The organism is Flavobacterium caeni, assembly GCF_900101895.1.
GTDB lineage: Bacteria > Bacteroidota > Bacteroidia > Flavobacteriales > Flavobacteriaceae > Flavobacterium > Flavobacterium caeni.
On record NZ_FMVF01000005.1, the window covers coordinates 245,199 to 271,073 of the forward strand.

At 51.9% G+C, this 25,875-nt stretch carries 15 protein-coding genes and 1 pseudogene; 7 read left to right on the forward strand and 9 right to left on the reverse strand.

The window, feature by feature from the left end:
• Positions 1–42: 42 nt before the first annotated feature.
• Positions 43–2,913: a hypothetical protein gene (locus BLP55_RS06725; protein ID WP_091141560.1), complete on the reverse strand. Its 2,871-nt coding sequence runs from the start codon at positions 2,911–2,913 to the stop codon at positions 43–45.
• 159 nt (positions 2,914–3,072) lie between these two features.
• On the opposite strand from BLP55_RS06725, the gene BLP55_RS06730 reads away from it, so the two are divergent.
• The 3 genes from BLP55_RS06730 (at position 3,073) to BLP55_RS06740 (ending at position 6,462) form a co-directional block, all read left to right on the forward strand.
• Complete coding sequence (locus BLP55_RS06730) at positions 3,073–4,023, forward strand: ABC transporter ATP-binding protein (RefSeq protein ID WP_091141561.1); 951 nt, start codon at positions 3,073–3,075, stop codon at positions 4,021–4,023.
• 50 nt (positions 4,024–4,073) lie between these two features.
• Positions 4,074–5,351 (forward strand): YCF48-related protein, encoded by a 1,278-nt coding sequence (locus BLP55_RS06735; RefSeq protein ID WP_170826807.1) that lies wholly within the window; start codon positions 4,074–4,076, stop codon positions 5,349–5,351.
• Between the two features lie 103 nt (positions 5,352–5,454).
• Positions 5,455–6,462, forward strand: a complete 1,008-nt coding sequence (locus tag BLP55_RS06740; protein ID WP_091141563.1) for a 3-oxoacyl-ACP synthase III family protein — start codon at positions 5,455–5,457, stop codon at positions 6,460–6,462.
• A 301-nt stretch (positions 6,463–6,763) separates the two neighbouring features.
• On the opposite strand, the gene BLP55_RS17400 is transcribed toward BLP55_RS06740, so the two are convergent.
• The 3 genes from BLP55_RS17400 to BLP55_RS06750 form a co-directional block, all read right to left on the reverse strand.
• Positions 6,764–8,059, reverse strand: a complete 1,296-nt coding sequence (locus BLP55_RS17400) for an outer membrane beta-barrel family protein (RefSeq protein ID WP_317040285.1) — start codon at positions 8,057–8,059, stop codon at positions 6,764–6,766.
• 18 nt (positions 8,060–8,077) lie between these two features.
• On the reverse strand, positions 8,078–9,148 hold the full coding sequence (locus BLP55_RS17405) for a TonB-dependent receptor (protein ID WP_317040286.1): 1,071 nt from the start codon (positions 9,146–9,148) through the stop codon (positions 8,078–8,080).
• A gap of 158 nt (positions 9,149–9,306) precedes the next feature.
• Positions 9,307–13,914, reverse strand: coding sequence for a T9SS type B sorting domain-containing protein (locus BLP55_RS06750; RefSeq protein ID WP_091141613.1), 4,608 nt, complete (start codon positions 13,912–13,914; stop codon positions 9,307–9,309).
• A gap of 262 nt (positions 13,915–14,176) precedes the next feature.
• Here BLP55_RS06750 and argS point away from each other — a divergent pair, with 262 nt between their 5' ends.
• Positions 14,177–15,952 carry an arginine--tRNA ligase gene (gene argS / locus BLP55_RS06755; protein WP_091141564.1) on the forward strand — a complete coding sequence of 592 codons (1,776 nt, stop codon included), beginning with the start codon at positions 14,177–14,179 and terminating at the stop codon, positions 15,950–15,952.
• Between the two features lie 14 nt (positions 15,953–15,966).
• Here the strand turns inward: argS and BLP55_RS06760 are convergent, their stop codons facing one another.
• From BLP55_RS06760 to BLP55_RS06770, 3 genes are read right to left on the reverse strand one after another with little or no spacing between them, the layout of a single operon-like run.
• A complete protein-coding gene (locus BLP55_RS06760) occupies positions 15,967–18,261 on the reverse strand; it encodes a TonB-dependent receptor plug domain-containing protein (RefSeq protein ID WP_091141565.1) in 2,295 nt (764 codons plus the stop codon).
• Positions 18,258–19,148, reverse strand: coding sequence for a FecR domain-containing protein (locus tag BLP55_RS06765; protein ID WP_091141566.1), 891 nt, complete (start codon positions 19,146–19,148; stop codon positions 18,258–18,260). The genes BLP55_RS06760 and BLP55_RS06765 overlap by 4 nt, the downstream gene beginning before the upstream one ends.
• A gap of 52 nt (positions 19,149–19,200) precedes the next feature.
• The gene (locus BLP55_RS06770; protein ID WP_091141567.1) at positions 19,201–19,719 is read right to left on the reverse strand and encodes an RNA polymerase sigma factor; all 519 of its coding nucleotides are present in this window, start codon (positions 19,717–19,719) and stop codon (positions 19,201–19,203) included.
• Positions 19,720–19,870: 151 nt separating this feature from the next.
• Between BLP55_RS06770 and BLP55_RS06775 the strand changes: the two genes are divergently transcribed.
• The 3 genes from BLP55_RS06775 to BLP55_RS06785 all read left to right on the forward strand — a co-directional run bounded on the left by BLP55_RS06775 (position 19,871) and on the right by BLP55_RS06785 (position 23,734).
• On the forward strand, positions 19,871–21,220 hold the full coding sequence (locus BLP55_RS06775; RefSeq protein WP_091141568.1) for a LamG domain-containing protein: 1,350 nt from the start codon (positions 19,871–19,873) through the stop codon (positions 21,218–21,220).
• Between the two features lie 135 nt (positions 21,221–21,355).
• Positions 21,356–22,693: a signal recognition particle protein gene (ffh, locus tag BLP55_RS06780; RefSeq protein WP_091141569.1), complete on the forward strand. Its 1,338-nt coding sequence runs from the start codon at positions 21,356–21,358 to the stop codon at positions 22,691–22,693.
• A gap of 156 nt (positions 22,694–22,849) precedes the next feature.
• Positions 22,850–23,734, forward strand: a complete 885-nt coding sequence (locus tag BLP55_RS06785) for a bifunctional 5,10-methylenetetrahydrofolate dehydrogenase/5,10-methenyltetrahydrofolate cyclohydrolase (protein WP_091141570.1) — start codon at positions 22,850–22,852, stop codon at positions 23,732–23,734.
• Positions 23,735–24,094: 360 nt separating this feature from the next.
• Here BLP55_RS06785 and rluF read toward each other — a convergent pair.
• Both rluF and BLP55_RS06795 read right to left on the reverse strand, forming a co-directional pair.
• Positions 24,095–24,892: pseudogene (gene rluF / locus BLP55_RS06790) on the reverse strand (23S rRNA pseudouridine(2604) synthase RluF); the annotation flags it as partial.
• Between the two features lie 129 nt (positions 24,893–25,021).
• On the reverse strand, positions 25,022–25,867 hold the full coding sequence (locus BLP55_RS06795) for an alpha/beta fold hydrolase (protein ID WP_091141572.1): 846 nt from the start codon (positions 25,865–25,867) through the stop codon (positions 25,022–25,024).
• Positions 25,868–25,875: the final 8 nt, after the last annotated feature.

A 25,875-nucleotide genomic window follows, 5' to 3' on the forward strand; every position in this document is an offset into this window, starting at 1 on the left:
GCCTTACAAAAAAAGCCCGACGGTCAAGTCGGGCAAAGAGGGTTAGGGTTGCGGGTCTGTAGATCGCGTCTTGGTTTCGGGTTCGCGGTGCCTTGCAGGTGTCGGTTCGAGCGTCTCGGCTGGTTTGTTTTTGGACGGATCGGCCTGGTAGCGATAGAATATTCCTTTGTCCTCTGGCTGGTTGTACAATTCAGGCCGCAAGTAGAGGCCTTTGTCATATTCGCGTTTTTCTATTTCGACGGCAATGCTTTCCGGATTCTTCTGGACGTAAAGATCGTTGCGTTCGGCAATGACCTGCCATGAAATTTTTTGGTTCGGGTTCCCGCCCGCAATCTTGAATTGGCTCTGGTCGTTTATTTCTTCCTTGATGTACGCATTGGCTTGTGCACCTATGGCTGTCAGATGGTACGAAAAGTCTTTGTTGATGGCCGCAAAATAATCGGGTAGCGTAACGGTGGCTTCGCCATTGGTGTCCAAAATCACGTTGCCGCGGTACATGTTCAACACCTCGGGCGACTCCAACGCATAATGGCGTAGGTATTTGTTTTCGGGATCGAGCGGATGGTCTATTTGAAACGCCTTGGTGCCTGTCGCGCCCAAATTACCGTTGGCATAGACCCCATACCAATTTCCGGTTCCTACCACGCCGTAACCGTAGGCCGGATTGGGCTGCGCCCTTCCAAAAACCCCTACAGCGTCTACGTTGGCTGCTGCACCAGAATAAAGCCCCTGTAACGAAGTGTTGTTTGCCGAAGCAGATCCGGCCAGGAAAATCCCGCCCCTGATGCCGAAACTTTGTCCCCATACTGAAGCGGCGTTGCCGTAAGTGGCAACAAGAGTGCCCGTCGAGGCTTGCGAAAACCATCCCACCGGGTTGACCGAGTTTGTCGGCGAGTTTTGTACGTTCAAAACCCTTGCATTAGGGCTTGCGCCAGAGGCAAATAACGAAGGTTCTACCGTAGTGGTGTGTTGCGCCTGAAAGTTACCCGCCCTGTTCGAACCGTTTTGAAAAACGATGACACCAGGTCCTGTGACGGCTGCGGCCACATTGACTTCGATGGCGCGTTTGGCCGATGCTGATACCATGTCTACCTGAATACCATCGGCGGCGGCATTGGTCGATGATGAATAAACCGTGAGTGCAGGCGCTGCGCCCGTCAGGTTATAGATGTCTACCGTCGAGTTGGTGCTGGCCGTATTCATCGTGGCAAAATAGCCCGCCGATCCCGACGTGCCATCCTTTGCCGAAACCAGCGCGTCGCCAACACTGGTATTCTGGAAATAACCTGCAGCGCCACCGCCACCGCTGTAGCCGCTAACGGCATAGTTGGTCCCTGCCGCATAGGCCGAGAATATGTCGCCAGGAAGCGCCACGGTGTTGCCCACCACAAATTCGCCGGTATTGAGCAACCGCATACGCTCGATATCGCCGGTTCTGAAAGCGACCGAGACGTCGTCGGTAGTACCCAGGAAGTTCGTTCCCGACGCGAGCCCTGCGTTTCCGGTAATACGCCACGCATCTGAGGTAGGCAGGCCTGGATTCTGCCAGGTGACGTTGCCCGCACCGTCGGTTACCATGATCTGGCCGTTCAAACCTCGCGAAGGTGGCATGATGTAATAGTTGGTTGCATTGTTTCCGATGGCTACGTTTCCTTGAAAATAGCCCGCAAAACTCCCGGGTTTGAGGGCTTGCGAACGCACCCCATAATGTGTGCCGCCCGCAGCGTCATCCATCACGGTGTGAAAGCCATACTTGTCGCCGGTTCCTGGTCCATACATGGTGCTGGCCACGCCTATCTGTATACCACTACCTGTAGAACTGACCATGCTGAACATACCCCAATTGTTTCCTGCCCCGCTCACAATATTCCGAATGCCGTAATGCTCTCCGTTGCCTGTACCGGTTACTTCGTTCCAAGTAGCCATATGTCTTCCATTGCCGGTGTTGTATATGTAGTTGGCGTTGGCAGTTTGTTCGCCGTCGCCTGTGCCTTCTAATAGATTATAGAGGCCTACGTTACTAGTGGACGTCGTCGAGTTCCTAAAGTAATTGAAAGTGCCAACGCCCGGCGCGGTGCCTGTGGTCAGCATGTCGTTGTAGGTGCCAAAACGAGGTGCGTTCGTCTGGCTGCTCATGAGTGAGTAATGGCCAAACAGTTCGCCGCTACCCGTTGCATCCATAATAGAAAGTGAACCAAATTTATTACCAAACCCACCTCCCGAAATTCGGTTGTAGGTACCATAATGGCTGCCGTCGCCTGTATTGGTCACAAAATTGAACACACCGGCTTGTTCGCCAGACCCATCTCCGGACACATCGTTGTAGACGCCATAACGGTTGCCCATGCCCTCGCTATACACGTGTTGTCTGATGCCGGCCAAGTAATCTGTTGTTGTGCCCTGGACCGTATTGACGATTCCCGCACGATCTACGCCCGCTACATTGTCGAAGTTCCCCGTATTGCGGATGACGTCATTCTGGCCGCTTGCCTCAATGTCCAATGGCGCAATAGGTGCGACCTTGCCGATGGCGGTGCGCCCGAGGTGGTAAATGTCGTCGTTGATGTTGTCGGGCGGGAGCGCCGTGGCGGTTTCGAGCCAGTCGCGGTCCGATCCGGCGGCTGCGGTTAGTCCTATCCAGTCGAGTGTTGGAAAGTCCCAATAGTAAAACCCGGGTGCGTCAGGGCCAGCGGCCGTGGTCAAGTAAACGAGCATGCCTTGTTGCTGCGCTCCGGGGTTTGTCGCGGGAAAAGCATCAACCTTTGGAATCAACAAACCATCGGTACTGGACGGTGTGGCCTGGTTGGTGGCGCGCACATCGAGTTGCGCATTCGGGGTGGCGGTGCCTACACCTACTTGTGCGTTCATGCCCAAGGCCAAAAAAAAGGCCGCAAAAAGTAATCTTGTTTTCATACACGCAATTTTTAGTAAGACAATGGGGTAGGTGTACGAAATGGGGTATGTAAATATCCAAATTATTTTGATTAGAAAAAACTTTTTGACTAACTATCAGCGGGTTATATGACTATTTTTTTTGAACGGCGAATCGTTTTTTGTTTTTATTTTTGAACCATGCTTGAATTGAGGGAAATTTCGTTCGCTTATTCCGACCGCAAGGTGATCGACGCCATCAGTCTACGGTTGCCGCAAGGTGCGCATTTGGCGGTGATCGGCGAAAGCGGATGCGGTAAAAGCACGCTGCTCAAACTCATTTATGGTTTGTACGATTTGGACCAGGGCGAAATCCATTACGACGATGAGCCCGTGCTGGGTCCTAAGTTCAATTTGATTCCGGGCATGGATTTCATGAAATACCTGGCGCAGGACTTCGATTTGATGCCGTTCATCACCGTGGCCGAAAACGTAGGCAAGTACCTGTCGAACATCTACAAAGATAAAAAACAGGCGCGCGTGCAAGAGTTACTCGAACTGGTAGAGATGACCGAGTATGCCCACGTCAAGGCCCAATTTTTGAGCGGCGGCCAACAACAACGTGTGGCCCTGGCGCGGGTGCTGGCGCTCGAACCCAAGGTGTTGCTGCTCGACGAACCGTTCAGCCAGATCGATACCTTTAGACGAAACAATTTGCGACGCAATCTGTTCAAACACCTGAAGGCCCATAACATCACCTGTATTTTTGCGACGCACGACAGTACCGATATTTTGTCGTTTGCCGACCAGGTGGCCGTGATGAAGCAAGGCCAAATCATCAGGCAAGACACACCGCACGGGCTTTACCAGAACCCGCAAACCTATGAAATCGCATCGCTGTTGGGCGAGGTGAGCGAAATCCCCGAACGATTCCTCGACGACCCCGGTTCGTCAAAAACAGTGCTGTTGTTCCCCGACCAATTGCAAACCACGGCCCAGTCTCGGTTGCAACCGACAGTGGTCAAGTCGTACTACAACGGCAGCGGCTATTTGGTGGAAGCCGTTTATGAAAAGGGCAAGGTGTTTTTTGAAAATCCACATTTTTTGGAAGCCGGCACCGTGGTATCGTTGGTACGCAAAACGACCCGATAGGCGATGGTATGTCGCAAAATAAATTACATTTGTCACCAAACAACCTGTTTATGAGAAAGTTTTCCTTTTTGATGCTGCTGGCCGTGTGTTCGTTATCGGCGCAACCCGAATGGCATGCGCTGGAGTCGGCACCCGAAAATACGAACAACCAACGCTTTGACGATGTGTTCTTTTTGACCGAAACATTGGGTTGGGCGGCCAACGGATCGGCGGCGGCCGTGTACAAAACCACCGACGGCGGCGAAAACTGGACCTTGCAGGTAGCCGAGCAAACGCCGCAACTCCCCGGGAACTACTATTTCCGGAACATCGAATTCCTCAACGAAAACATCGGATTTTTGGGCACATTGCAAAACAACAAATTCCTCAAGACCACCGATGGCGGCGCCACCTGGAGCATCATCCCGAGCCTCATGCCCACGCCGGCGGCCATTTGTGGGATCGACTGTGTGGGCGAATCGACGGTGTATGCATGCGGTTCGTATTTCAGCGAAAACGCCTACGTCCTCAAATCGACCGACAGCGGCCAAACCTGGCAGTACATCGATATGGGCGCGTATGCCGAAGGATTGGTGGAATTGCTTTTCGTCGACGAAAATTTGGGTTACGCATCGGGCAAAGGTGCAGCGGGCGGGACCATCCTGCGCACAACCGATGGCGGCGTGAGCTGGACCGAAATCTACAACACCGGGATAGCGGGCGAATACGTTTGGAAACTGCAAATCCTTGCGTCAAACCCCAATTGCATGTTTGGATCGGTAGAATCGGTCAATGCGCTTCCGGGAAAGCTGGTCCGTACGCTCGACAATGGCGTGAGCTGGGTGAGCCACGACGTACCCGATACCGACATCCAGGCCGTTGGGTTCTTGACCGAAGACCACGGGTTTATGGGCGGGCACGCCTCGCCATTTTTGGAAACCACCGATGGCGGCGCAACGTGGAGCGAGAATTTTGTCGGGAGCAATTTGAACCGCATCCAGATACTGAACGACAACCTGGCCTATGCATCGGGTGCGACGATTTACAAATTCAGCGAAACGCTCGGGAAAAGCGACTTCAAGGAAAAAGGACGCACGCCGCTCAAGGCCGCCGTGACGCCCAATCCGGTCAAGGACAAGATGACGGTGACCATAGAGTTTGTAGACAGCGACCACTTGGTCCTGGAACTGTATGACATTTCGGGACGCCGTGTCAGGGAGTTGCTGCGCGACGAAATACCGGCCGCGGGAAAAAAATCCTACACCTTCGACGCGCCTCGTGCCTCGGGTGGTTATTTTGTCAACATCCACACCGATACGGGCAGACAATCGGTCAAGTTCGTGAAATAGCATTTTGCCGTCGGATTGTAAATTCTGAAAAAAAGCCTATATTGTCGCAGGCAATTTTGCGATTTGTCTAAATTAGCAGTATCAGAATTTACAATACAACAATATGTATCATTCCAAAATTTCTGGGCTCGGTTACTACGTGCCCGAAAACATCGTCACCAACGACGATCTTTCTAAAATCATGGATACCAACGATGCGTGGATCCAGGAGCGCACCGGTATCCAGGAACGCCGTCATATCGTCAAAGGGCAGGACACCACCACCAGCATGGGGGTCAAGGCCGCCCGAATAGCGATCGAACGCTCAGGGATTTCGAAAGACGACATCGACTTCATCATCTTTGCAACGCTCAGCCCCGACTACTATTTTCCTGGTCCGGGCGTACTCGTGCAACGCGATTTGGGGCTCAAGACCGTGGGCGCGCTCGACGTGCGCAACCAATGTTCGGGGTTTGTGTATGCGCTTTCCATCGCCGACCAATACATCAGGACGGGCATGTACAAAAACATCCTGATCATCGGTTCCGAAGTACATTCGACGGGGCTCGACATGACCGACCGCGGACGTGCCGTTTCGGTGATTTTTGGCGACGGGGCAGGGGCTGCCATCGTAAGCCGCGAAGAAGATTTGTCCAAAGGCATCCTGTCTACGCACCTACATTCCGAAGGCCAGCATGCCGAGGAACTCGTGGTCAAGGCACCGGGCATGGGTGGCCGTTGGGTTTCGGACATCGTGGCCGACAACGACCCGAACGACGAAAGTTACCTGCCGTACATGAACGGCCAGTTCGTGTTCAAGAATGCGGTGGTTCGGTTTGCCGAAGTGATCCAGGAAGGCTTGCAGGCCAATAATCTTCAGGTATCCGACATCGGGATGCTGATCCCGCACCAGGCCAATTTGCGCATCTCGCAGTTCATCCAGCAATCGTTCAAACTATCGGACGATAAGGTGTACAACAACATCCAGCGTTATGGCAACACCACCGCGGCGTCGATCCCGATTGCGCTCACCGAGGCGTGGGAGCAGGGCAAGATCCAATCGGGCGATTTGGTTGTGTTGGCGGCTTTCGGCAGTGGTTTTACGTGGGGAAGCGCAATCATTCGATGGTAGCTATTAGGGGAGTGTCTATGAATCGTAACACGTTTAAAACCTTAACAAAAACTACAGATTTTCTGTACGCGTGTGTTGGTTTTATTTTTTAGGGGTAAACCTTACTCCCCCTGCCCTTACGGATGCCAATCTACCATTTTTCTCAATACCCCAGTTGCAGAAAAACTGTATTTTTCCTATTCTAATCCAAACCGGTCCAATAAAAAAACTCCGGGTTGCACACCCCGGAGGTTTCTATCGACTCAAATAAATTCAAATAAAACCATACAACGCAATGCGCTGCGGGTTTATTGTGTAAAACCTAAAACATTCCGCCGCTGTTTTGCTTGGTGTTGTCGTCGCGCTGTTTGCGTTGCAATGCACGGTTCTTGCCCGCGCCAAACATGTAGTTGAACCCTACGTAAATAGACTGGCTTTCCCATCTGAAACTGCCGATTTGCGGATACGGGTTGTCGCCGTCGAACGCAAAGCGCATGGTGTTGAAGATGTCGTTAAAGCGGATGCTCAGACTGGCTTTGTTCTTGAGCATCGCATAGCGCACACCGCCATCGATCTTGTACATTTCCTTTCCGGTAAACTGCACGCCCTCGACGCCGCCACGGTAAAATCCGAAGAGGTTGAATCGAAGCGTCTTGGTGGCCTTGAAATTGTGGTTCATACGGGCGTTGAGCGCATTGGCCGTCACGTCCTTGATCACCACGTCGAATTCATCGATCGTACCCGGACGTCTGATTGAAACCTGTCCTTTTTGGCTGATCGAAGAAAAATCCACCGACGGTTGCACATCCCACCACGAGGTAATCTTGTAATTGGCCGAGAGTTCAAAACCATAGGCGTTGTTGTTGTCGTAGTTCTGGAAACTCATGATCTGGTTGCCGTCGCGCTCGGGATCGGGATACAGCACGCGGCTGATCTCGTCGTTGATGAGCCTAAAGAACACACCGCCCGTGACCGAACCTTTCGAGAACGTACGTGTATAGTTGAGTTCGATCGAGTTGGTGAACTGCGGATCGAGCTGCGGATTCCCGATAGAAGTAAGCTTAAGCGTCGCAAATTCAGGGCTTGGCTTGGTTTGCTCCAAACTCGGACGGTCTACGCGGCGCGAATAGCTGATCTGGAAACTGTTTTTCTCGCTGGGCGTATACGTCATATAGGCCGAAGGATACACCGTCAAATAATCGTCCTTGTAAGCCGTCGCGCCGTCGAGTTTGGCGAGCACCTTGTAGCTCTCGAAACGCGCGCCCACCTGGTAGCTGAATTTGGTGAATTTTTGCCCGAATGTCGCATAAGCCGAATAAATGTCGAGGTCGTAAGTATAATCGAACCCGGCCGTGCGCAGCGATGTAAATTCGTTGTCGGTCCTGATGGTACGCGATTCGGCGCCCAATTCGAGCGTCGATTTTTCGCTGAGCGGATTCACATAGTCGACGTTGACGATCGTTTGTGCGCGGTCGTCGTAAATGAAATCCCAACGGTTGAAGGTGTCGTCCGAAAGGATGTACGGCGTGTTGTCGGTCTTGAAAAAGATGATTTTGTCGTTGCCCGTCGCGCTGTGGTTGGCCTCGACGTCGAGCGTGTGGCCTTCCTTGGCGAACAAATGCTTGAACGCGATGTTCTAGGCCGAATTGACGTTGTCGGTCAAATACTTGTCATGCGTGGCCACGTTGGTCGCTACATCGGCAAAAATATAGTACGAATCGATAAAACCGTCGCCCTTGAAAAAGTTCTGGTTCGTGTACACCGAAATCGTGTTGCGGTCGTTGAGGTAAAAATCGAGCCCCACCTTGAACAACTGGTTGGTGTTCACATTCTTCATGCGCAAACGCGTTTCGAAAACACTGTCCTTACGCGCAAAATCGCCGTCGTTGAACTGGTTCCCGAAATTCGTGCCGTAGTTGCCAAAAAAGTTGATCTTGCCGCGGCGGTAGTTCATGTCGAACGAGCCGTTGCCCTTGGGCGTACGCGCAAAGGTCGCCCCGGCGTTTACCGATGCGTTAAAGCCATCGTTCGCGTTTTTGTGCAGCACGATGTTGATGATGCCCGACATGCCTTCGGGATTGTATTTGGCGCTCGGGTTGGTGATGAGTTCGATTTTCTTGATCGACGTCGACGGGATTTGTTTGAGCAATTGCGACGCGTCGATGTTCGTAGGTTTGCCGTCCAAAAGCACCCGCACGTTTTCATTGCCGCGCAACGACAATTTGCCGTCCTGGTCTACGTTGACCGACGGGATGTTGTTCATGATTTCCGATGCCGTCGCGCCAGCCGTGGTCAAATCCTTGCCCACGTTGATGACTTTGCGGTCGATTTTTTGTTCGATGGTCGATCGTTCGGCCACCACGGCCACTTCGCCGAGTGCGGTGGCTTCTTCTTCGAGTGCGGTTTTTCCGAGCGAGATCGACTTTTGTCCGGTCGTAAAATCGGCGCGTGTCACAAAGGTCTTGTAGCCGATGAATTGGATTTCGACCACATAGTTCTTGGGCTCGAGGCTTTTGATTTCATACTGCCCGTTGTCGTCGGTGATGCCGCCCGTTACGATCTTGCCGTCTTGTTTGAGCACGATGTTGGCGTAGGAGATGGGCGTGTTTTTTTGGTCGGTCACCTTGCCCGAAAGCGACGCGTTTTTTTGTGCCTGCATCGAAAAAACCGATACAAAAAGGCACACCAGGATCAATTTGAAGTTCATGGTAGATTGATGATGTTTGTTTATTTTGTTTTTGCGGTGCAAAGTTGCATCTTTTTTTTTCTTTCCCAATAAAAAAAGCTCCCGAAAAAGGAGCTTTCTTAAAGATTTGGGGGTAAAGTGTTTGCGCCTGGGCGCGGTCCCGAATGTTCGGGATGGGGTTATCGTTTCATGGCGAAATGCGCCTTGAATTCTTTCTGGATGCCGTCTTCCTGGTAGTTTACCACAAACCAGTAGTCGGTCGATGGCAACGCCCTTCCTTGGAACGATCCGTCCCAACCTGCGCCGTGCGGGAAGATTTGTGTGATCAGTTTGCCATAGCGGTCAAAGATCGAAATCTTGGCCTGTTGGTCTTCCTCAAGGTCAACGATATTCCACGTGTCATGGTAGCCATCGCCGTTTGGCGTGAAATACTTCGGATAGTTCACCACGAGTGCCGAAGACGTCGACGTACCGCAACCGTTCTTGTCGCGTACGTTCACCACGTGCGTACCGGTCGAAACGCCCTGGAACACATTGCTGTCCTGCCATGGGCCGTGGTCGAGCTGGTATTCGTAGTCGCCGCCCACGCCGCTGGCCTCGACGGTGATGATTTGGTTGTCGCTGAAATCATCGGTGATCGTAAAGCTGATGAGCGCCGGTTCCGATGGGGTCACGGTCACAAAAGTTTCCTCGGACGGACATCCCGTAACGGTGCTTGTCGCAATAACCGAATACTCGCCCGGCAATACGGCCGTGTACGAACTTCCGGTACCCACCACGTCTCCCGCCTCGTTGAACCATTTGAACGTGTGGTTCGACGCGCTGAGTCCGCTAGGGATGGTATACGATTGCAACAATTGCTCGTTTTTGCTGTCGTAACAAATGATACCGCCCACCGGTGCCGGTTCTGGGATCGTGTTCACCACAATCGAAATCGGGCGAACGTCGAAACAGTTGGCCGTCAATGTATTGCTTACGCGGGCAAAAACCAGTGTTTGGGTTGTGGTAGTGATCGCGTTGGCTTGCGCCTGGGCATCGGCCAGCGTAGCGTAATAGGTCACAGTAAACTCGCTACCGGTTTGTGTACCCAACAAGGTGTCGGAGATCGAGGTCAAATCGAACGTCGTGATGCCGTCGTTGTTACCGTCTTCGTCACAAACCGTGGTCATCGCAATACTTACCGGATGCGCTACAGGTGTCGGGACAATCACCACTTCAAACGAACTTTCGTCGTAACAAGTAGGTGACCAAGGTGCCGCGGCATTGATGTATACCGTTTGCGTGGTCGAGATCGCCTGTCCGGCGGTCAAAGGGGTTCCGGTACGGTTTGGTCCTGTATAATAACGGCCGTTGGTCAAGTTCGGCAACGTAAAACTTTCGCAAGTCGTGATGTTGGGCAGCACGTCTACATTGAAAACGGTGACCGTAAAGCTGCGTTCGGAAAAACAGTTTGGCGTCGTGCCTGTTTCGGCATACACATACAAGGTTTGTGTCGTTGTAATGACATCGCCTTCATGCATTTGGGTGCCGGTTTTGTTCGGCCCGGTGTAGTAGTTTCCTACGGCCAAGGCTTCGAGTGTAAACGAATTGCACGCGTTCTCGTTGGCAATCGGCGCCACTACAGGCGTATGGTTGATCGTAATCGTAAAGCTGTTCTCGTCGATACAGTTGATGCGTTCGCCCGATTCGGTGAACACGTACAACGTTGTCGATTCGGTGATCACATCGCCTGCGTGCATAAGCGATCCCTCGCCACCGGCAGGTCCGCCCGGATGCTGGTAGTAGTTTCCGACGGTCAGCGCAGGAAGCGTATAGCTGTCGCACGCCACCACATTGGCAGGGCTGTCGGCCTCGATGGTAAATACGTTGATCGTGAACTGGTTTTCGGCCACACACGCCGGAACCGTATTGCCCACTGCATAGATGTAGATCGTTTGCGTTTCGTTGATGAACGTTCCCGCAGGAAGCATCGTTCCGGTTCCACCCGGGCCGGTGTAGTAGTTGCCTACGGCCAGTTCGGTGAGTTCATATTTGTTACACACGTCAATGTCCGAACGCGAGTCGATCGCAGGTTTTGGATTGACCGTCACCGTAAAGCTGTTTTCGTTGTAGCAGCTTGGTGTCGAACGCTTGAAGATGTAGATCGTCTGGGTGCTCGTGATGATGTCGCCGGCCGCCAACTCGGTGCCGCTTTGCTCTGGCCCGGTGTAGTAGGTACCGCTCGCAATCACCGGAAGCGTATAGCTGTCGCATACGGCAATGTCGTCGAGGCTGTCGATGAGCGGCTGCGCGATGCTGGCCGTAAAGTGTACATTGTCGGTACAGTTTACACCCCCCGGATTGGTTTTCGGGACATAGATGTAGACCGTCGCCGATTGCTCGAGGACTGTTCCCGCAGGGATCAAATCACCCGTTCCCGCAGGCCCGGTGTAGTATTCGCCGATAGGCAACGCAGGCAAGGTATAGCCGTTACATTGCGAGATATCGGCCGGCGTATCGATGCCGATGAACACCGTAAATTGTTTTTCGGTCTTACAGTTGTTCGGGGCGCCTGTCGTCGCATAGGCGTAAAGTGTCGTAGTCGTTGTAATTACAGTTCCCGCAGGCATTTCGGTGCCGAGTGCATCGGCTTGCGTGTAATAGGTACCGTTGATTACCGGTAGCGTATAGCTCGTACAATCGAATACATTCGGTTGTTCGCCGATTTCGATACCAGGCAGGATGGTCACGTCAAAATCGGCATCGATGATACAAAATGGCGGCATCAACGACTGGAAATACACATAAAGCGTTTGCGTAGTGGTGATTTCTGTACCCGATGGGACCAATGTTCCCGTTCCGTCAGGACCTCCCGGGGCAGTGTAATAGGCGCCGTACTCCAGGTTAGGCAGCGTATAAGAACCGCAATAGGTACCCGCGCCTGGCGACAATTGTTCTGGGTTGATGATGGTCACCTTGAAGCTGCTTCCCGCCGAACAAGAATCGGGTCCGCCCGGTTGGTTAAAGATGTAAACGATTTGGGTTTCCTCGATGACGTCGCCCGCAAACATCGCGTCGCCGCTTCCGTTAGGGCCAGAAAAGTAATTTCCGTTGGTCAAAGGGAGTAAGGTGTAAGGCTCACAGAGTACGATGTTTTCGAGTACATCCACCGGTGGCAGCGGCTCGATGTGCAACGTAAACGAAGTGGTGCTGTAACAATCGGCATCGGTTACATTCTGGACCCTGACATAAACCACAGTGCCTTCGGTAGCAATGTAGGTATTGCCCAACGGGTTGGTTCCCGCATTGGCGTGTGCCTGCGAGGTGTGGTAGGTTACTGTATTTAAGGTGTTCGATTGCGACCCCAATACCGTAGGCGTTTGCGCGGCGATATTGAAGATGCCGTTCATCAGGGTTTGAGAACGCGCACAAAGCGTCAGGTCGTTCGGTTGGTGTGCAACGGGCGCAGGAGCGGTCAGCAATTGGAACGATTTGACTACGTAGCAAGGGGAATTGGGCGTCTTGATGCGTACATAAATGGTTTGGCCGCCAGCGCTGGTGTAGTTCAACGGCAGGGCGCCCGTATTGTTGTCGGCTGCGAGTTGCGAACTATGGTAGCTCACCACCGTAGCCGCGTCGAGACCGGTCTTGACGATGGGCGTGTTGAGCGCCAAATTGTAAACATAAGTGCCGCTTCCCGAACATTTGTAAAGGTCAATCGGATTTTGCGTCGTGATTTCAGGATAAAACTGCACTACCACGCTATCGCTTACCGGTGAACAGGTTCCTATCAAATACTGATAAGTCAAGGTGTAGGTTCCCGGCTGGTCTACGACAAGCGTAGGTCCTGTTTGCCCGGCGAGGATAGTGTTGCCGCGCTTCCAAACAAACGAGTAGACGGCCGGGTCGAGCTCAGAATCGATTGTATGGGTTTTTCCGGGACAAATCGCAGTGTTGGCCGCTACGGTGATGTCTTGACCCAAAACGTCCTGGCCAATGTTAAAGCTGTCCGACGAAATGAAAATGGCCGAATCCGATTCCTGATCGGTACGGTCTGCAATGACGAGTTTGATGTGGTACGGCGTACCCGGTACCATAACCGCCGACGCGTTGAGCAACGTGGTTTGGCCGTTAAAGTTAGAAGCCGAGCCCGGAGCCGCCGATCCGCCGTTGTAGCTGCCAAAATATTGTGCATTGGCCGAAGGGCAAGACGAATTGTACAAGAAGTCGCGGATGGTCACTACCGAAATTGGCAAGTTGGTACCAGGCACCACGGCCAGGTTGGTGGTAACGCCCGTGTTCATGTTGGTCAAAAGGAACGCAAAGGCATCCGAGAATTCGCACTGGAAATTTCCGTATTCTTCAGACGCGAACAAAAAGTCGAAACTAAAGTTGGGCGAAATCGGCGTAAAATCGAATTCGAGTACCGACGCGTTCACCGAGTTCATCGGGATACCCGCCGCGGCCAGAGTCGATTCGAGATCGGCATCGCCAGGCCAGTTCATCGCACCATCATTCAGGTGGACGCTGTTGGGCCCTGGTGCGTTGTTGACATTACCGGTAGAAAGGATCACCCCCGAATCCATCGGGAAGTTGGCGTTGGTGTTTTGGAAAAACCCAATACCGTTGGACGAGCCAAAGTTGCTCCCGGTAGACCACGTAACGTTGGTGGCCGATACACACGGCGAGTTGATCAGTACATCGTTGACCAGTTGGGGAACGGAGTAGGTGTTGGTGCTCACGGTGATGGCCTGTGAGTAGCCCTGGACGCCATACGCCAGCGCGAAAAAGAGTATTAATTTTTTCATGTTCATCTTAGTAGGGTAAGACTTTGTGTTTTGACGGGTTCAAAGTTGCTAAATAATATCGTTTAAATGCAAAAAAAATCGATGAAATGCATAAAATTGCCTTTTTAACGGGATGTATTCTTACATTTTATGTTTGTAAAAATGTTGATAACTAAAATCATTGTCAGTTGAACGGCAGTCCAAATGATTAACATCAGGTTATGACGCGGCATCTTTTTAATTGTGTGGGTATTCGCTATATTTGCGCCTTAAAAATCATCCTATGTTAAGTCAAAGCCTCATCCCGCACATCCAAACCGCATTAGCCCAATTGTTCGACGTTTCGCACGACAAATTCGAGTTCCAGGCTACGCGACGTGACTTTGAGGGCGACATTACGCTGGTGATTTTTCCGTTGTTGAAGGTAATCAAGGGCAACCCGGCCGACATCGGCAACAAAATAGGGCAGTACCTGGTCGACCATGCACCCGAGGTAGCGCGTTTTAACGTGGTCGCCGGATTTTTGAACCTCGTGATCGACGACGCCTATTACCTTGGTTTTTTCGAAAAGATCAAAGACGATACCCGTTACGGATTCGTCTCGCCGCAGCCCGAGGGCAAGGCCGTCATGGTCGAATACGCATCGCCCAACACCAACAAGCCGCTGCATTTGGGCCACGTGCGCAACGTACTTTTGGGCTATTCGGTGTCCGAGATATTGAAAGCCTCGGGCACGAAGGTCTACAAGACGCAAATCATCAACGACCGTGGCATCCACATTTGTAAGTCGATGCTGGCCTGGCAACAATCTGGCCTGAACGAAACGCCCGAATCCACCGGACTCAAAGGCGACAAACTTGTAGGGAATTACTATGTAGCTTTCGATAAACAATACAAAGAGCAAATCAGCGCACTGATGGCCGGCGGTAAAACCGAGGACGAAGCCAAGAAACAGGCGCCAGTCCTACTCGAAGCCCAAGAAATGTTGCGCCAATGGGAAGCCGGCGATCCTGATGTAGTCGCGCTCTGGAAAATGATGAACGGCTGGGTCTACGACGGATTCGAACAAACCTACCAAACCATAGGCGTCGATTTCGATTCCTATTATTATGAAAGCGATACCTACCTGCTGGGCAAGGAAGTCGTGCAGTTCGGGCTCGAGAAGGGCATTTTCGAGAAAGACCCCGACGGTTCGGTGTGGATCGATTTGACCGCCGAAGGGCTCGATCGTAAAATCGTGTTGCGTTCAGACGGTACGGCCGTATACATGACCCAGGACATCGGCACGGCCATCCAACGCGTCAAGGATTTTCCCGACGTGGGCGGTATGGTGTACACGGTGGGCAACGAGCAGGACTACCATTTCAAGGTGTTGTTCCTGATTTTGCAGAAGCTCGGGTTCGAATGGTCGAAAGATTTGACGCATTTGTCCTATGGTATGGTCGATTTGCCGTCAGGCAAGATGAAAAGCCGCGAAGGCACCGTAGTAGACGCCGATGATTTGATGTTTGAGATGACGCAAACCGCGCAAAAAATATCCGAAGAACTCGGTAAACTCGACGGTTATTCAGCAGAAGAAAAAGCGCGGCTGTACCATACCATCGGGCTCGGCGCGCTCAAATACTACATCCTCAAGGTCGATCCCAAGAAACGCATTTTGTTCAATCCCGAAGAATCGGTCGATTTTGCGGGCAATACGGGACCGTTTATCCAATACACCTATGCGCGCATCCAATCGATCTTGCGCAAGGCCGATTTCGATGTTTCGACCAAAGCCGAAGTATCGGTACTGCACGAAAAAGAAAAGGAACTCCTCAAGCTCATCGCGCAGTTCCCCGACATCGTCCAGGACGCGGCGCACAACCACAGCCCGGCGCTTGTGGCCAATTATACCTATGAATTGGTCAAGGAGTACAATTCGTTCTACCAGTCGGTGTCGATTTTGGGCGAAGAACAACATGAGGCCAAGAAGTTCCGTGTGCAGTTGTCTAAAAAAGTAGCCGATACGATCAAGGCCGCTTTCGGATTACTCGGGATTTCAGTTCCCGAAAGAATGTAGTCGGATCCAACAATTCAAAAATACCACCGCACGCTCAAGTTCGGCGTACGCTGCATCGCATAGGTATTCACGCGTTCGATCTCGTTGGTCAGCGTGTTGACGCGGTAGTAGCGGTTAAGCACGTTGTCGCGATCCAACAAATTCAGCACCGCGGCATTGGCCTGGATGCGCGTTTTCCCGATTTCCCAACTGTAAGACGCCGAGAGGTTGATTTGCAGGTACGCGCCCAAGGCCCGGCCGTTGGGGTCGCCGTAGTTGATTGCCCCTTCGTCGAAGCTGGCCGGTACGGTCGTCGGACGGCCTGAGTTCCACTTGCCGCCCAACGCCACCTTGAACTTTTTTTGGTCGTAGACCGCGGCGGCCGATACGCTGTGCTCGACCTCGAAATTGCTCGGGAACATTTCGGGGTCAAAGTTGTCAAAGTGGTATTCGTTGCGGTTCAAACTGTAGCTCACCCATCCGTAGAAACGCTCCCAATTGTGGCGTACGAGCAACTCGCTCCCGCCCACGGTATAATTGCCCTTGATCGAAATCATCTCCAATTGGTTCTGGAACGCCTGTGCTTGGCTCGAGATGCCCGTCACGCGCTTGTAGAAATTGTCAAAAGAGATCATCCAGCGTGGGTTCTGGAAAGACAAGCCAATCGACAACTGCCCGCTTTTTTGCAAAGGCGTCTCGGCGTCGGCCAGCGTCCACCGCCTTTTTTCGATGCCCAAAAAGTCGCGCTGCAAGTCGATGGTTTGCGATATGGTCTGGCTTTTTTGTTCGCCGAGGATTTCGACCTTTAACGTTGGCGTCAACGTATAGCTGAACTGCAGCCGCGGTTCCACCACCACCTGGTCGAGTTGCTCGAAATAATTGATCCTGAGGCCGCCTTTCACGAGCATGCTTTTGTCGGCAGGCGCATATTCGATCTCGGCCGTACCCGCGTGCGTACGCATGAGTTCGGTGACCTCGCGCGCGAGCCTTGGCGTGTTGATGTAATCGGTATTGGTGATGGCCATTTCGTTGAATTGGTAGCCGTATCTGGCGCCCACTTCGGCGTTGACTTGTTGTTTGTGCTCGATGGCCAGCCCCATGTCGGACACTTCGTTTTGCTGTTGCAACACCTGGTTGTTCTCGACCGATTCGTTCACCGCGTCAAGGTCGTACGACGACACATAGCCATTGATGCGCGTCGAATGATCGGCGTTCCAAACCGTGCGCCATTGCAAACTTGCGCCCAGGCTTTGCTGCTCGAGCGAGCTCAGTTTAGAACTTGCGGTACCGTCTACCGTTGCGTTTTGGCGGATGTCTAGTTCGTTCTTGATGCCGATGCCGTCTACGAAAAACTCGTGCTTATCGCCAATTTTCTGGTGGTATTGCGCCGTAAAGTCATAAAAGAAGAAGTTCTCGCCCGTTCGGTAGTCGACGATTTGGTTGTTGTCGAGCCGTGTGACGATGGTGTTCTGGAACATGCGGTTGTAGTAGGATTGATAGGTGGGCGTGTTGGCCCATTCGGTGTACGAGCGACGGCCCGATACGGTGACCGCGGCTTTTTCAGACATTTTGACTTTCGCGAAACCGTCGATACTGATCAGGTTGGCGCCGATACCAAATTTGGACGGTGCTATGTTGCTTTCGCGCGAAGAAATGTCGGCCACGCCCGATACATTTTCGCCATAGGAAACGGGCGTCCCGTTTTTATAGACCGATATGGTTTGCGCCAGCATCGGATTGAACGCCGAAATGAGTCCGTAAAAATGCCCGGTCTGGAACATCCGGATCCCGTTCCACAAAAACAGGTTCTGGTCGTGTGTACCGCCGCGGATGTTGAGGTTCGAGATGCTTTCGTCTACGCTGTAGATGCCCGGGATTTGCTGCATGGTTTGCAACACATCGGGTTCGGTCAGCCCAGGCAGGATGCCGAATTTTTCGGGTTTGATTTCGAAATTGCCGTATTTTTTTTTCGAGATGCCCGAAGTCAGGAAGTTTTCGATCACCACCTCGTTGAGATCGTACGTCATCGGATTGTCGGTCGCGGCGGGCTCAACCGGCGCCGTCACGACCACATAATTACCGATGATTTCAAACCCAAAAGGCGCCTGCGATTGGATCGATTCGAGTTGTTTTTGGAGGCTCCAAGCCGCGTTGGGCGGGGTGACCTTGTATCCCGAAATGGTCTCTTCGGTGTAGTTGAATTTGATGTTGTGCTGTTGCTCTAAGGCCGTAAAAACCGATTTCAACGGTAGCTTTTCTTGGCAGAAGGCCATCGCCGAAAACAATAAGAACCATACCATCCATAAGGATTTGGCTGTCAGGTGCCTCATTTTTTGGTCAACGTTACACTATTCTTTGTTTTTTGGTATTGTACATGGTAAGCTGCGCTGATGATCTGGAGTGCCACATCGAGATTGTCGGCCGGAACCGTACCCGTAAATTTCTCTTGCGAACCAACCTGTTGCAAGTCGATAGCAATGTTGTACTGTCTTTCGAGCTCTGCCGCGACGGCTTGCAAACTTTCGGCCTGGAAGGTCAGCTGGTGCTGCATCCAAGACGGTCCACCTTGCGCCGGAATGGCCGCAACAGATTTGCCTTGTTCGAACGCCACCGAAAGTCCCGGTGTAAGCAACACCGCCCGATCATTGGTTTGCACGCGTACTTTTCCTTCGTAACACGCCACCTCGAAACGGTCGCCGCGCGCCTTGACATTGAATTGCGTACCCACCACGGTAACGGTGCCCCAATCGGTATGTACATCGAATGTCTTGCCTTTGGTGACCTTAAAATACGCTTCGCCATCGAGTTCAAGCGAGCGGTTGTTGTCCCAGTTCCAACGCTTGTATCGGATTTCCGAGCCCGCATTGAGCGTTACCTGCGAATCATCGGGCAACTGAAAAATATGCGTCGTGCCGTTGGCGGCGGTCTGCGTTTTTGGCGTGAAACGGTTCACGGTAAACAACAGCCCGAGCGCGATGACGGCAACGGCCGCAATGCGCAGCCACGGCCGCGATTTTCGGATAGGGATGACTTTTGTTTTTGGGGTATCGATCACGTTCTGATACAACACTTCGGTATCGAAATCAGGGCCTTGGAGCTCGGCGCTGTATCGACGGATGCGATCGTAGTCCCTGAATTCAGGGGTACGTTCAAAGGCTTCGCGCTCCTGCACGCTCATTTTGCCTTCGAGCCATTTCGCTAAATCGTGTTCTTTCATGTTGATTTTCTTTGCATTTGTCGTTAAAACAGTTTGCGGCCACAATACCCTACTAGATGTTGCCGATTTCTTTGCGCAGCGATACGAGCGCGCCGCTGATGCGCTTCTCTACGGCCTTGACGCTGATGCCGAGCATGTCGGCTATTTCGTTGTATTTTTTACCGTCGATGCGGTTGAGCAAAAAGGCGGTGCGTTGTCCTTCAGACAGCCGGTCGATGGCCGACTGCAGTTTTTTCTTGAATTGTTCTTCCTCTAAAACAAAGTCGGGTCGTTCGGGCGCATTGCTTTCGGCGCCGGCCCTTTGCGCATACTTGAGCACGACTTTTTGGTGTGCCAGCTGGTTGAGCGAAGCATTGTTGGCCACGGTATACAAAAACGATTTGGCTTTTTCGGGCGGTACGTTTGCGCAATTCTCCCACAATTTGACAAAGGCATCCTGTGCGACATCGTTCGCCATCTCGGCGTTGCCGAATTTGTAGTACAAATAATTGGTCAGCGTTTTCGCATGGGTCTTGAAAAAAGAAGCGAAAGTACGTTCTTCACAAATGCCGTGCGGGGCTTTTTCGTCCATCGGGTTTGAAAGGGGATTTGGCGTTGGCAAGATAAGACAAAAACGTTATTTTTACATTCAAAATTAGAAATATCAGATTTAACGTAAAAAAAAACAAAGATGCGGTAGGGTAATCCCGCCGTGGCTTGTTACAATCCAAATAAACCGATAAATGATCAGTAAACTCAAGTGGGTGCTCGTGTGTTCGGTCGTGGCCGTCTTGTTTTCATGCCAGGACGAATCGCGGTCGAGCTACGTCAGCGATCAGGCGCTGGACAAAGCCGCGCCGCTCTCGAACAAATTGCACCGCGTGGCACTGGCAATCGCGCCCAACGACAATGTGGTGGACAGCGCCAGTTGTTTTAAGGTAAAATTGCCCGTACAGGTCGCCGTCAATGGAACATCGATGCTGATCGAACAACCCGAAGACTACCGCGAAGTGGCCGATTTGCTGGCCGTGCCGGGCAACCATCCGGATCCTATCGCATTCCAATATCCGATTACGATTACCTATGACAACGGCAACCAGTTGACGGTTTCATCCGACGACCAACTCGACCAATTGCGGCAACAGTGCCCGACAGATGCGTCGATGACACCCATCAAATGCATCAATGCGGGCTATCCGTTTTCGATTTCGCTGTACGATCCGGTGTCGCAAACGCCGCAAATCATGAATATTTCGGACGGGTCGGTACTGTTGGCGTTTTTCGAGAATTTGACGTCTGAACAATTTTACCAGATCAACTATCCGATTACCTTGGTCGAGGGCGAAGGTTTTACACAACAAATCACCAACAATGCGGCGCTGCAGAGTTTTATCGATACGTTTGGCGACCAATGTTCCTCGTGTGATAACCAAGGCATTTTAATCGACAACGATTTGATCCTGTACATCCCGTTTGCCAATGAAGTAGCCGATTTGACCGGGTTTTCTACACCGGTTGTGCCCGACCAAGGCGTTGGGTTCGTTGCCGACCGCAGCGGCAATCCCAATGCGGCTTTTTCGTTTTTATCGGCAGGTACCAATACGTTGCAGATCAACGCGACGGCGCAAAACAATTGGCTTCAGTCCGATGGATTCACGATCAGTTTGTGGTTCAACAGGCAAAATCCGCAGGTGTTCGACTTTGAACGGCTTTTGGTGAACGAACAATTCGAATTGTCGCTGGGCAACCAATTCAACCAGGAAATCCGAAGCCCTTTTGTGCTGGCCACCGGTCTGTCGACACCGCTTTACGATACGGGTTGGGTGCAGGGCGGCATGCTCGGCGAGCTCAACCAATGGCACCATCTGGTTGTGGTGTACAACGGCGAAACGCTTTACCTGTACCGCGACGGCGTGTTGCAAAGTACAACCGCCATGGTCGAATTTTCGGGCAGTATGTTGGGCGGTGGCGTTTTGGGTCAAAATTTCAGGGGTTACCTCGACGACATCCGCATGTACAAGCGCGCGTTGAATCAGCAGGAAATAGACACGTTGTTCAGCATGGACGGCGATGCCAACACCTGCATGGATTAGAGTTAGTAGTTAAGTTATATACCCAAAAAAGCCGGTCTTGTGAGAGGCCGGTTTTTTTATTCGGATTGGCCAAAATCGCACTTGATACCTTACCCGATTTGTGTTATATTTGCAGCTTCACAAAACTGAATCACGATGTTTGATAATTTAAGCGACAAGCTCGACAAGGCGTTCCACATACTCAAAGGGCACGGCAAGATCACCGAGGTCAACGTGGCCGAAACCCTCAAGGAAGTGCGTCGTGCGCTTTTGGATGCCGACGTCAACTTTAAGATCGCCAAGGATTTTACCACGCGCGTCAAGGACAAGGCTATCGGCCAGAACGTATTGACTACGTTGCAACCGGGACAATTGCTCGTGAAGTTGGTCAAGGACGAACTCACCGAACTCATGGGTGGCGACGTTGCCGGAATCAACCTTTCGGGGCATCCCACCGTCATCTTGATGTCGGGTCTGCAAGGCTCGGGTAAAACGACGTTCTCGGGCAAGCTCGCCCATTATCTCAAGACCAAGAAAAATAAAAAACCATTGCTCGTGGCCTGTGACGTCTACCGTCCGGCGGCCATCGACCAGTTGCACGTCGTGGGCGGGCAAATTGGCGTAGAGGTGTATTCGGAGCGCGACAACAACAATCCGGTGAGCATCGCCGAAAACGCGATCAAGCACGCCAAATCGAACGGCTTTAACGTGGTCATCGTCGATACGGCGGGTCGTTTGGCTGTAGACGAGGAAATGATGAACGAAATCGCCAACGTACACAAGGCGATCCAACCGCAGGAAACGTTGTTCGTGGTCGATTCGATGACAGGGCAGGACGCGGTGAACACGGCCAAGGCGTTCAACGACCGACTCGATTTTGACGGTGTGATCCTGACCAAACTCGACGGCGATACGCGCGGTGGTGCGGCATTGTCGATCAAATCGGTGGTCAACAAACCGATCAAATTTGTCGGAACGGGCGAAAAGATGGAAGCCATCGACGTGTTTTATCCGTCGCGTATGGCCGAAAGAATCCTCGGCATGGGCGACGTCGTGTCGCTCGTAGAACGCGCCCAAGAGCAGTTCGACGAAGAGGAAGCGCGCAAATTGCAAAAGAAGATTGCCAAGAACGAATTCGGATTCGACGATTTCCTGACGCAAATCCAGCAGGTCAAGAAAATGGGCAACATGAAAGACCTCGTCGGCATGATCCCGGGTGCTTCGAAAGCGATGAAGGATGTCGAGATCGAAGACGACGCGTTCAAGCACATCGAGGCCATCATCCATTCGATGACCCCAAAGGAGCGCAGCAAACCGTCGATCATCGATGTCAAACGCAAAAACCGCATCGCCAAAGGATCAGGCACCAAAATCGAACAAGTCAACCAGCTCATGAAGCAATTCGACCAAATGAGCAAAATGATGAAGATGATGCAAGGTCCGGGCGGCAAAAACCTCATGAAAATGATGGGCGGCATGAAGGGAATGAGATAGTAATTTGAAAATTTGGAAATTTGAAAATTTGAAAATTGCTTTGCTGCAAGTGTCAAGATTTCGGTTCCTAATGAAGTTCGTATCAAATACTAGTCATTTTTCTAAACCGATTTTTCCATTTTCAAATTTTCAAATTTTCAAATTTTCAAATTCGCAATGCAACTACTAGACGGAAAACAAACTTCAGAAAACATCAAGAACGAAATCGCAGCCGAAGTCGCCGGGATGAAGGCGCGCGGTGAGAAAGTCCCGCATTTGGCCGCGGTCATCGTGGGGAACGACGGCGCCAGCTTGACTTATGTGGGCAGTAAGGTCAAGGCGTGTGAGCGCGTCGGGTTCGAATCGACTTTGGTCAAGATGCCGAGCACGACGTCGGAAACCGAACTCTTGAAGAAAATCAAACAGCTCAACGAAGACAATAACATTGACGGATTCATAGTCCAGTTGCCGCTCCCCAAGCAAATCGACACGCAAAAAGTGCTAATGGCCATCGACCCGAGCAAGGACGTAGACGGTTTCCATCCCGAGAATTTTGGAAAGATGGCGCTTGACATGAGTACGTTTATTCCGGCGACGCCGTTCGGGATCTTGGAATTACTCGAGCGTTACAACGTCGAAACCAAGGGTAAACATACGGTCGTTATTGGGCGTAGCCACATCGTCGGTCGCCCGATGAGTATTTTGATGGGACGCAAAGGTTTTCCGGGCAATTCGACCGTGACCCTTACGCACAGTTACACCAAAAACATCTCGCAGATCACGACCCAGGCCGATATCATCATCACCGCGTTGGGCGTACCGAATTACCTCAAAGCCGAAATGATCAAGGACGATGCCGTGGTCATAGACGTGGGCATCACGCGGGTAGAGGACAAGGACAGCGAGAAAGGTTACATCATCACGGGCGATGTCGATTTCGAAAACGTCAGCAAAAAAGCGTCCTACATTACGCCGGTTCCGGGTGGCGTGGGGCCGATGACGATTGCGATGTTGCTCAAGAACACGCTGTTGGCAAGGGAACAACGCAAAGCCTTATCATAAAAAAAGCCCCGAATCCTGGGCTTTTTTGTTTTAGTATTCACCTTTTTTGCGGTAGGTGGGATCGTCCTTCGAAATGACCTGCACGTTCCACCGTTTGCCGGTTTTGGGCTGGTCCGACAGCGTTTCGTTGGCCGGCTTTTCGGACGGTTTTTCGAAAGGTTTCTTATCGATGATTTTGGAATCTTCTTTTTTGACGAATTCTACGTTGCGCTTCTTGGCGGTTGGTTTTTCATCGCTTGCCGGTTTTTCGTCGCGCATGGTTTTGGTGTCTTCACGCTGGACGAATTCGACGTTCCAACGCGGCTTTTTCTCTGCCGATTCGCGTTTGGGCTGGTCGCGGTTGCTTCGTTTTTCGCCCTGGAATGGCTTGCGTTCGGTGCTTCTTGACTCTTGACTCTTGACTCTTGGTTCTTTCTCAACCTTCGGCAAACTCGCTTCCTCGGTCTTGCTCGACGGTTCGATGAGTTGGTTGAGTTCTACAATTTCGGCATCGGTCAAATCGCGCCAGCGGCCTTGCGGCAAATCGAGCGAAATGTTGATGATCCGGATGCGGATGAGCCGCGTCACCTCGTAACCCAAGTATTCGCACATGCGACGGATTTGTCGGTTGAGCCCTTGCGTGAGGATGATCTTGAACGTGTATTTGCTGATTTGTTCGACATGGCATTTGCGCGTGACGGTATCCAAAATCGGGACGCCATTGCCCATCCGGTCGATGAAACGCGAGGTGATGGGTTTGTCTACCGTGACCGTGTATTCCTTTTCGTGGTTGTTGCGCGCACGAAGGATTTTGTTGACGATGTCGCCGTCGTTGGTCATGAAAATCAGCCCTTCGGATGCTTTGTCGAGACGGCCGATCGGAAAAATCCTTTTGGGATAGTTGATGAAATCGACAATGTTGTCCTTGACTTCGAGGTTGGTCGTACATTCGATACCGGGCGGCTTGTTGAACGCGAGATAGACGGGTTTTTCGTTTTTTTCGCGCACGATTTTACCGTCGATGCGCACCTCGTCGTCGTTCGAGACCTTCATACCCATGATGGCCGGCGCGCCGTTGACCGTCACGCGGCCCTGTTCGATATATTCGTCGGCTTCGCGGCGCGAGCAGAATCCGGTTTCGCCTATGTATTTGTTGAGGCGTTTTTGTTCTTGTTCCATACGGCAAAGGTAATTGATTTCCGATTGGAATTTGGAATTTTAGCCCTGATTGAAACGGAAATCCTTTTGTGTAGTCCCGACACTTCGGGACGAAACAAAAGATTGCAGTGGAAAGCAGGTTCCTGGCTCCTAATCTTTCGCCAAAAAATCCCGCACCTTGCCATACAATACGTCGTCGTGCATCGAATGGCCCAAGCCTTTGGTTTCGATAAACGTGGCCTGCTTCCAGGACTGGGCAATCTTTTTCGCTTCGGCAAACGCGACCACCTCGTCGTTTACATCGTGTGCGATGATGCCGTCAAGAAGCAATTTCTCGCCAAAGATGCTGGCGGTAAAATCGCGTGTCCTGATTTGGAAATTATCGGTGAAATATTGCTCAAGCATCAGGATCATGCGGTTGTTCAGGCCCAACATTTTGCCAAAGTTGTCCACCAGAATTTGAAAATCCGACGGCGTACCCAAAAGCACCATCTTGCTCACGCCGGTGTCGGGGTAACGGTATTGGTGGTATACGCAGGCCGCGCCGCCAATCGAATGGCCTACCAGTGCATCGGGTTTGAATTTTTGGACGGCCACATCGATGAATTCGGCATAACGCGGTACGGTAAACTCCACGCCACTCGAAAGCCCATGCGCAGGCGCATCGACGGCTACAACGGTACTGCCCGATTGTCTTAAGTAGGGCAGCAGTTGCTCCCAACGCGCGGCATTGCTTTCCCAACCGTGTACGAGTAACACCACATGGGTATTGCCTTTCCAGGTGTAAAATTGCACCTGGTGACCGTCATAGGCAAAGGTTTCGGCCTGCGTTTCGCGCAACACTTCGGGAAGTTTCTCTTTGTGCAAGCGGCCCTCGCGCGGCTGGCTGAAAAATTGGTAGGCGAGCCGTTTGGCCTTTTGCGGACGCGCGTAACTCAGGATGTTCAAATACAATCCGATTGATTTGGTGAGCAGGAAAATCTTGATCTTGCGCATAAAAAAAG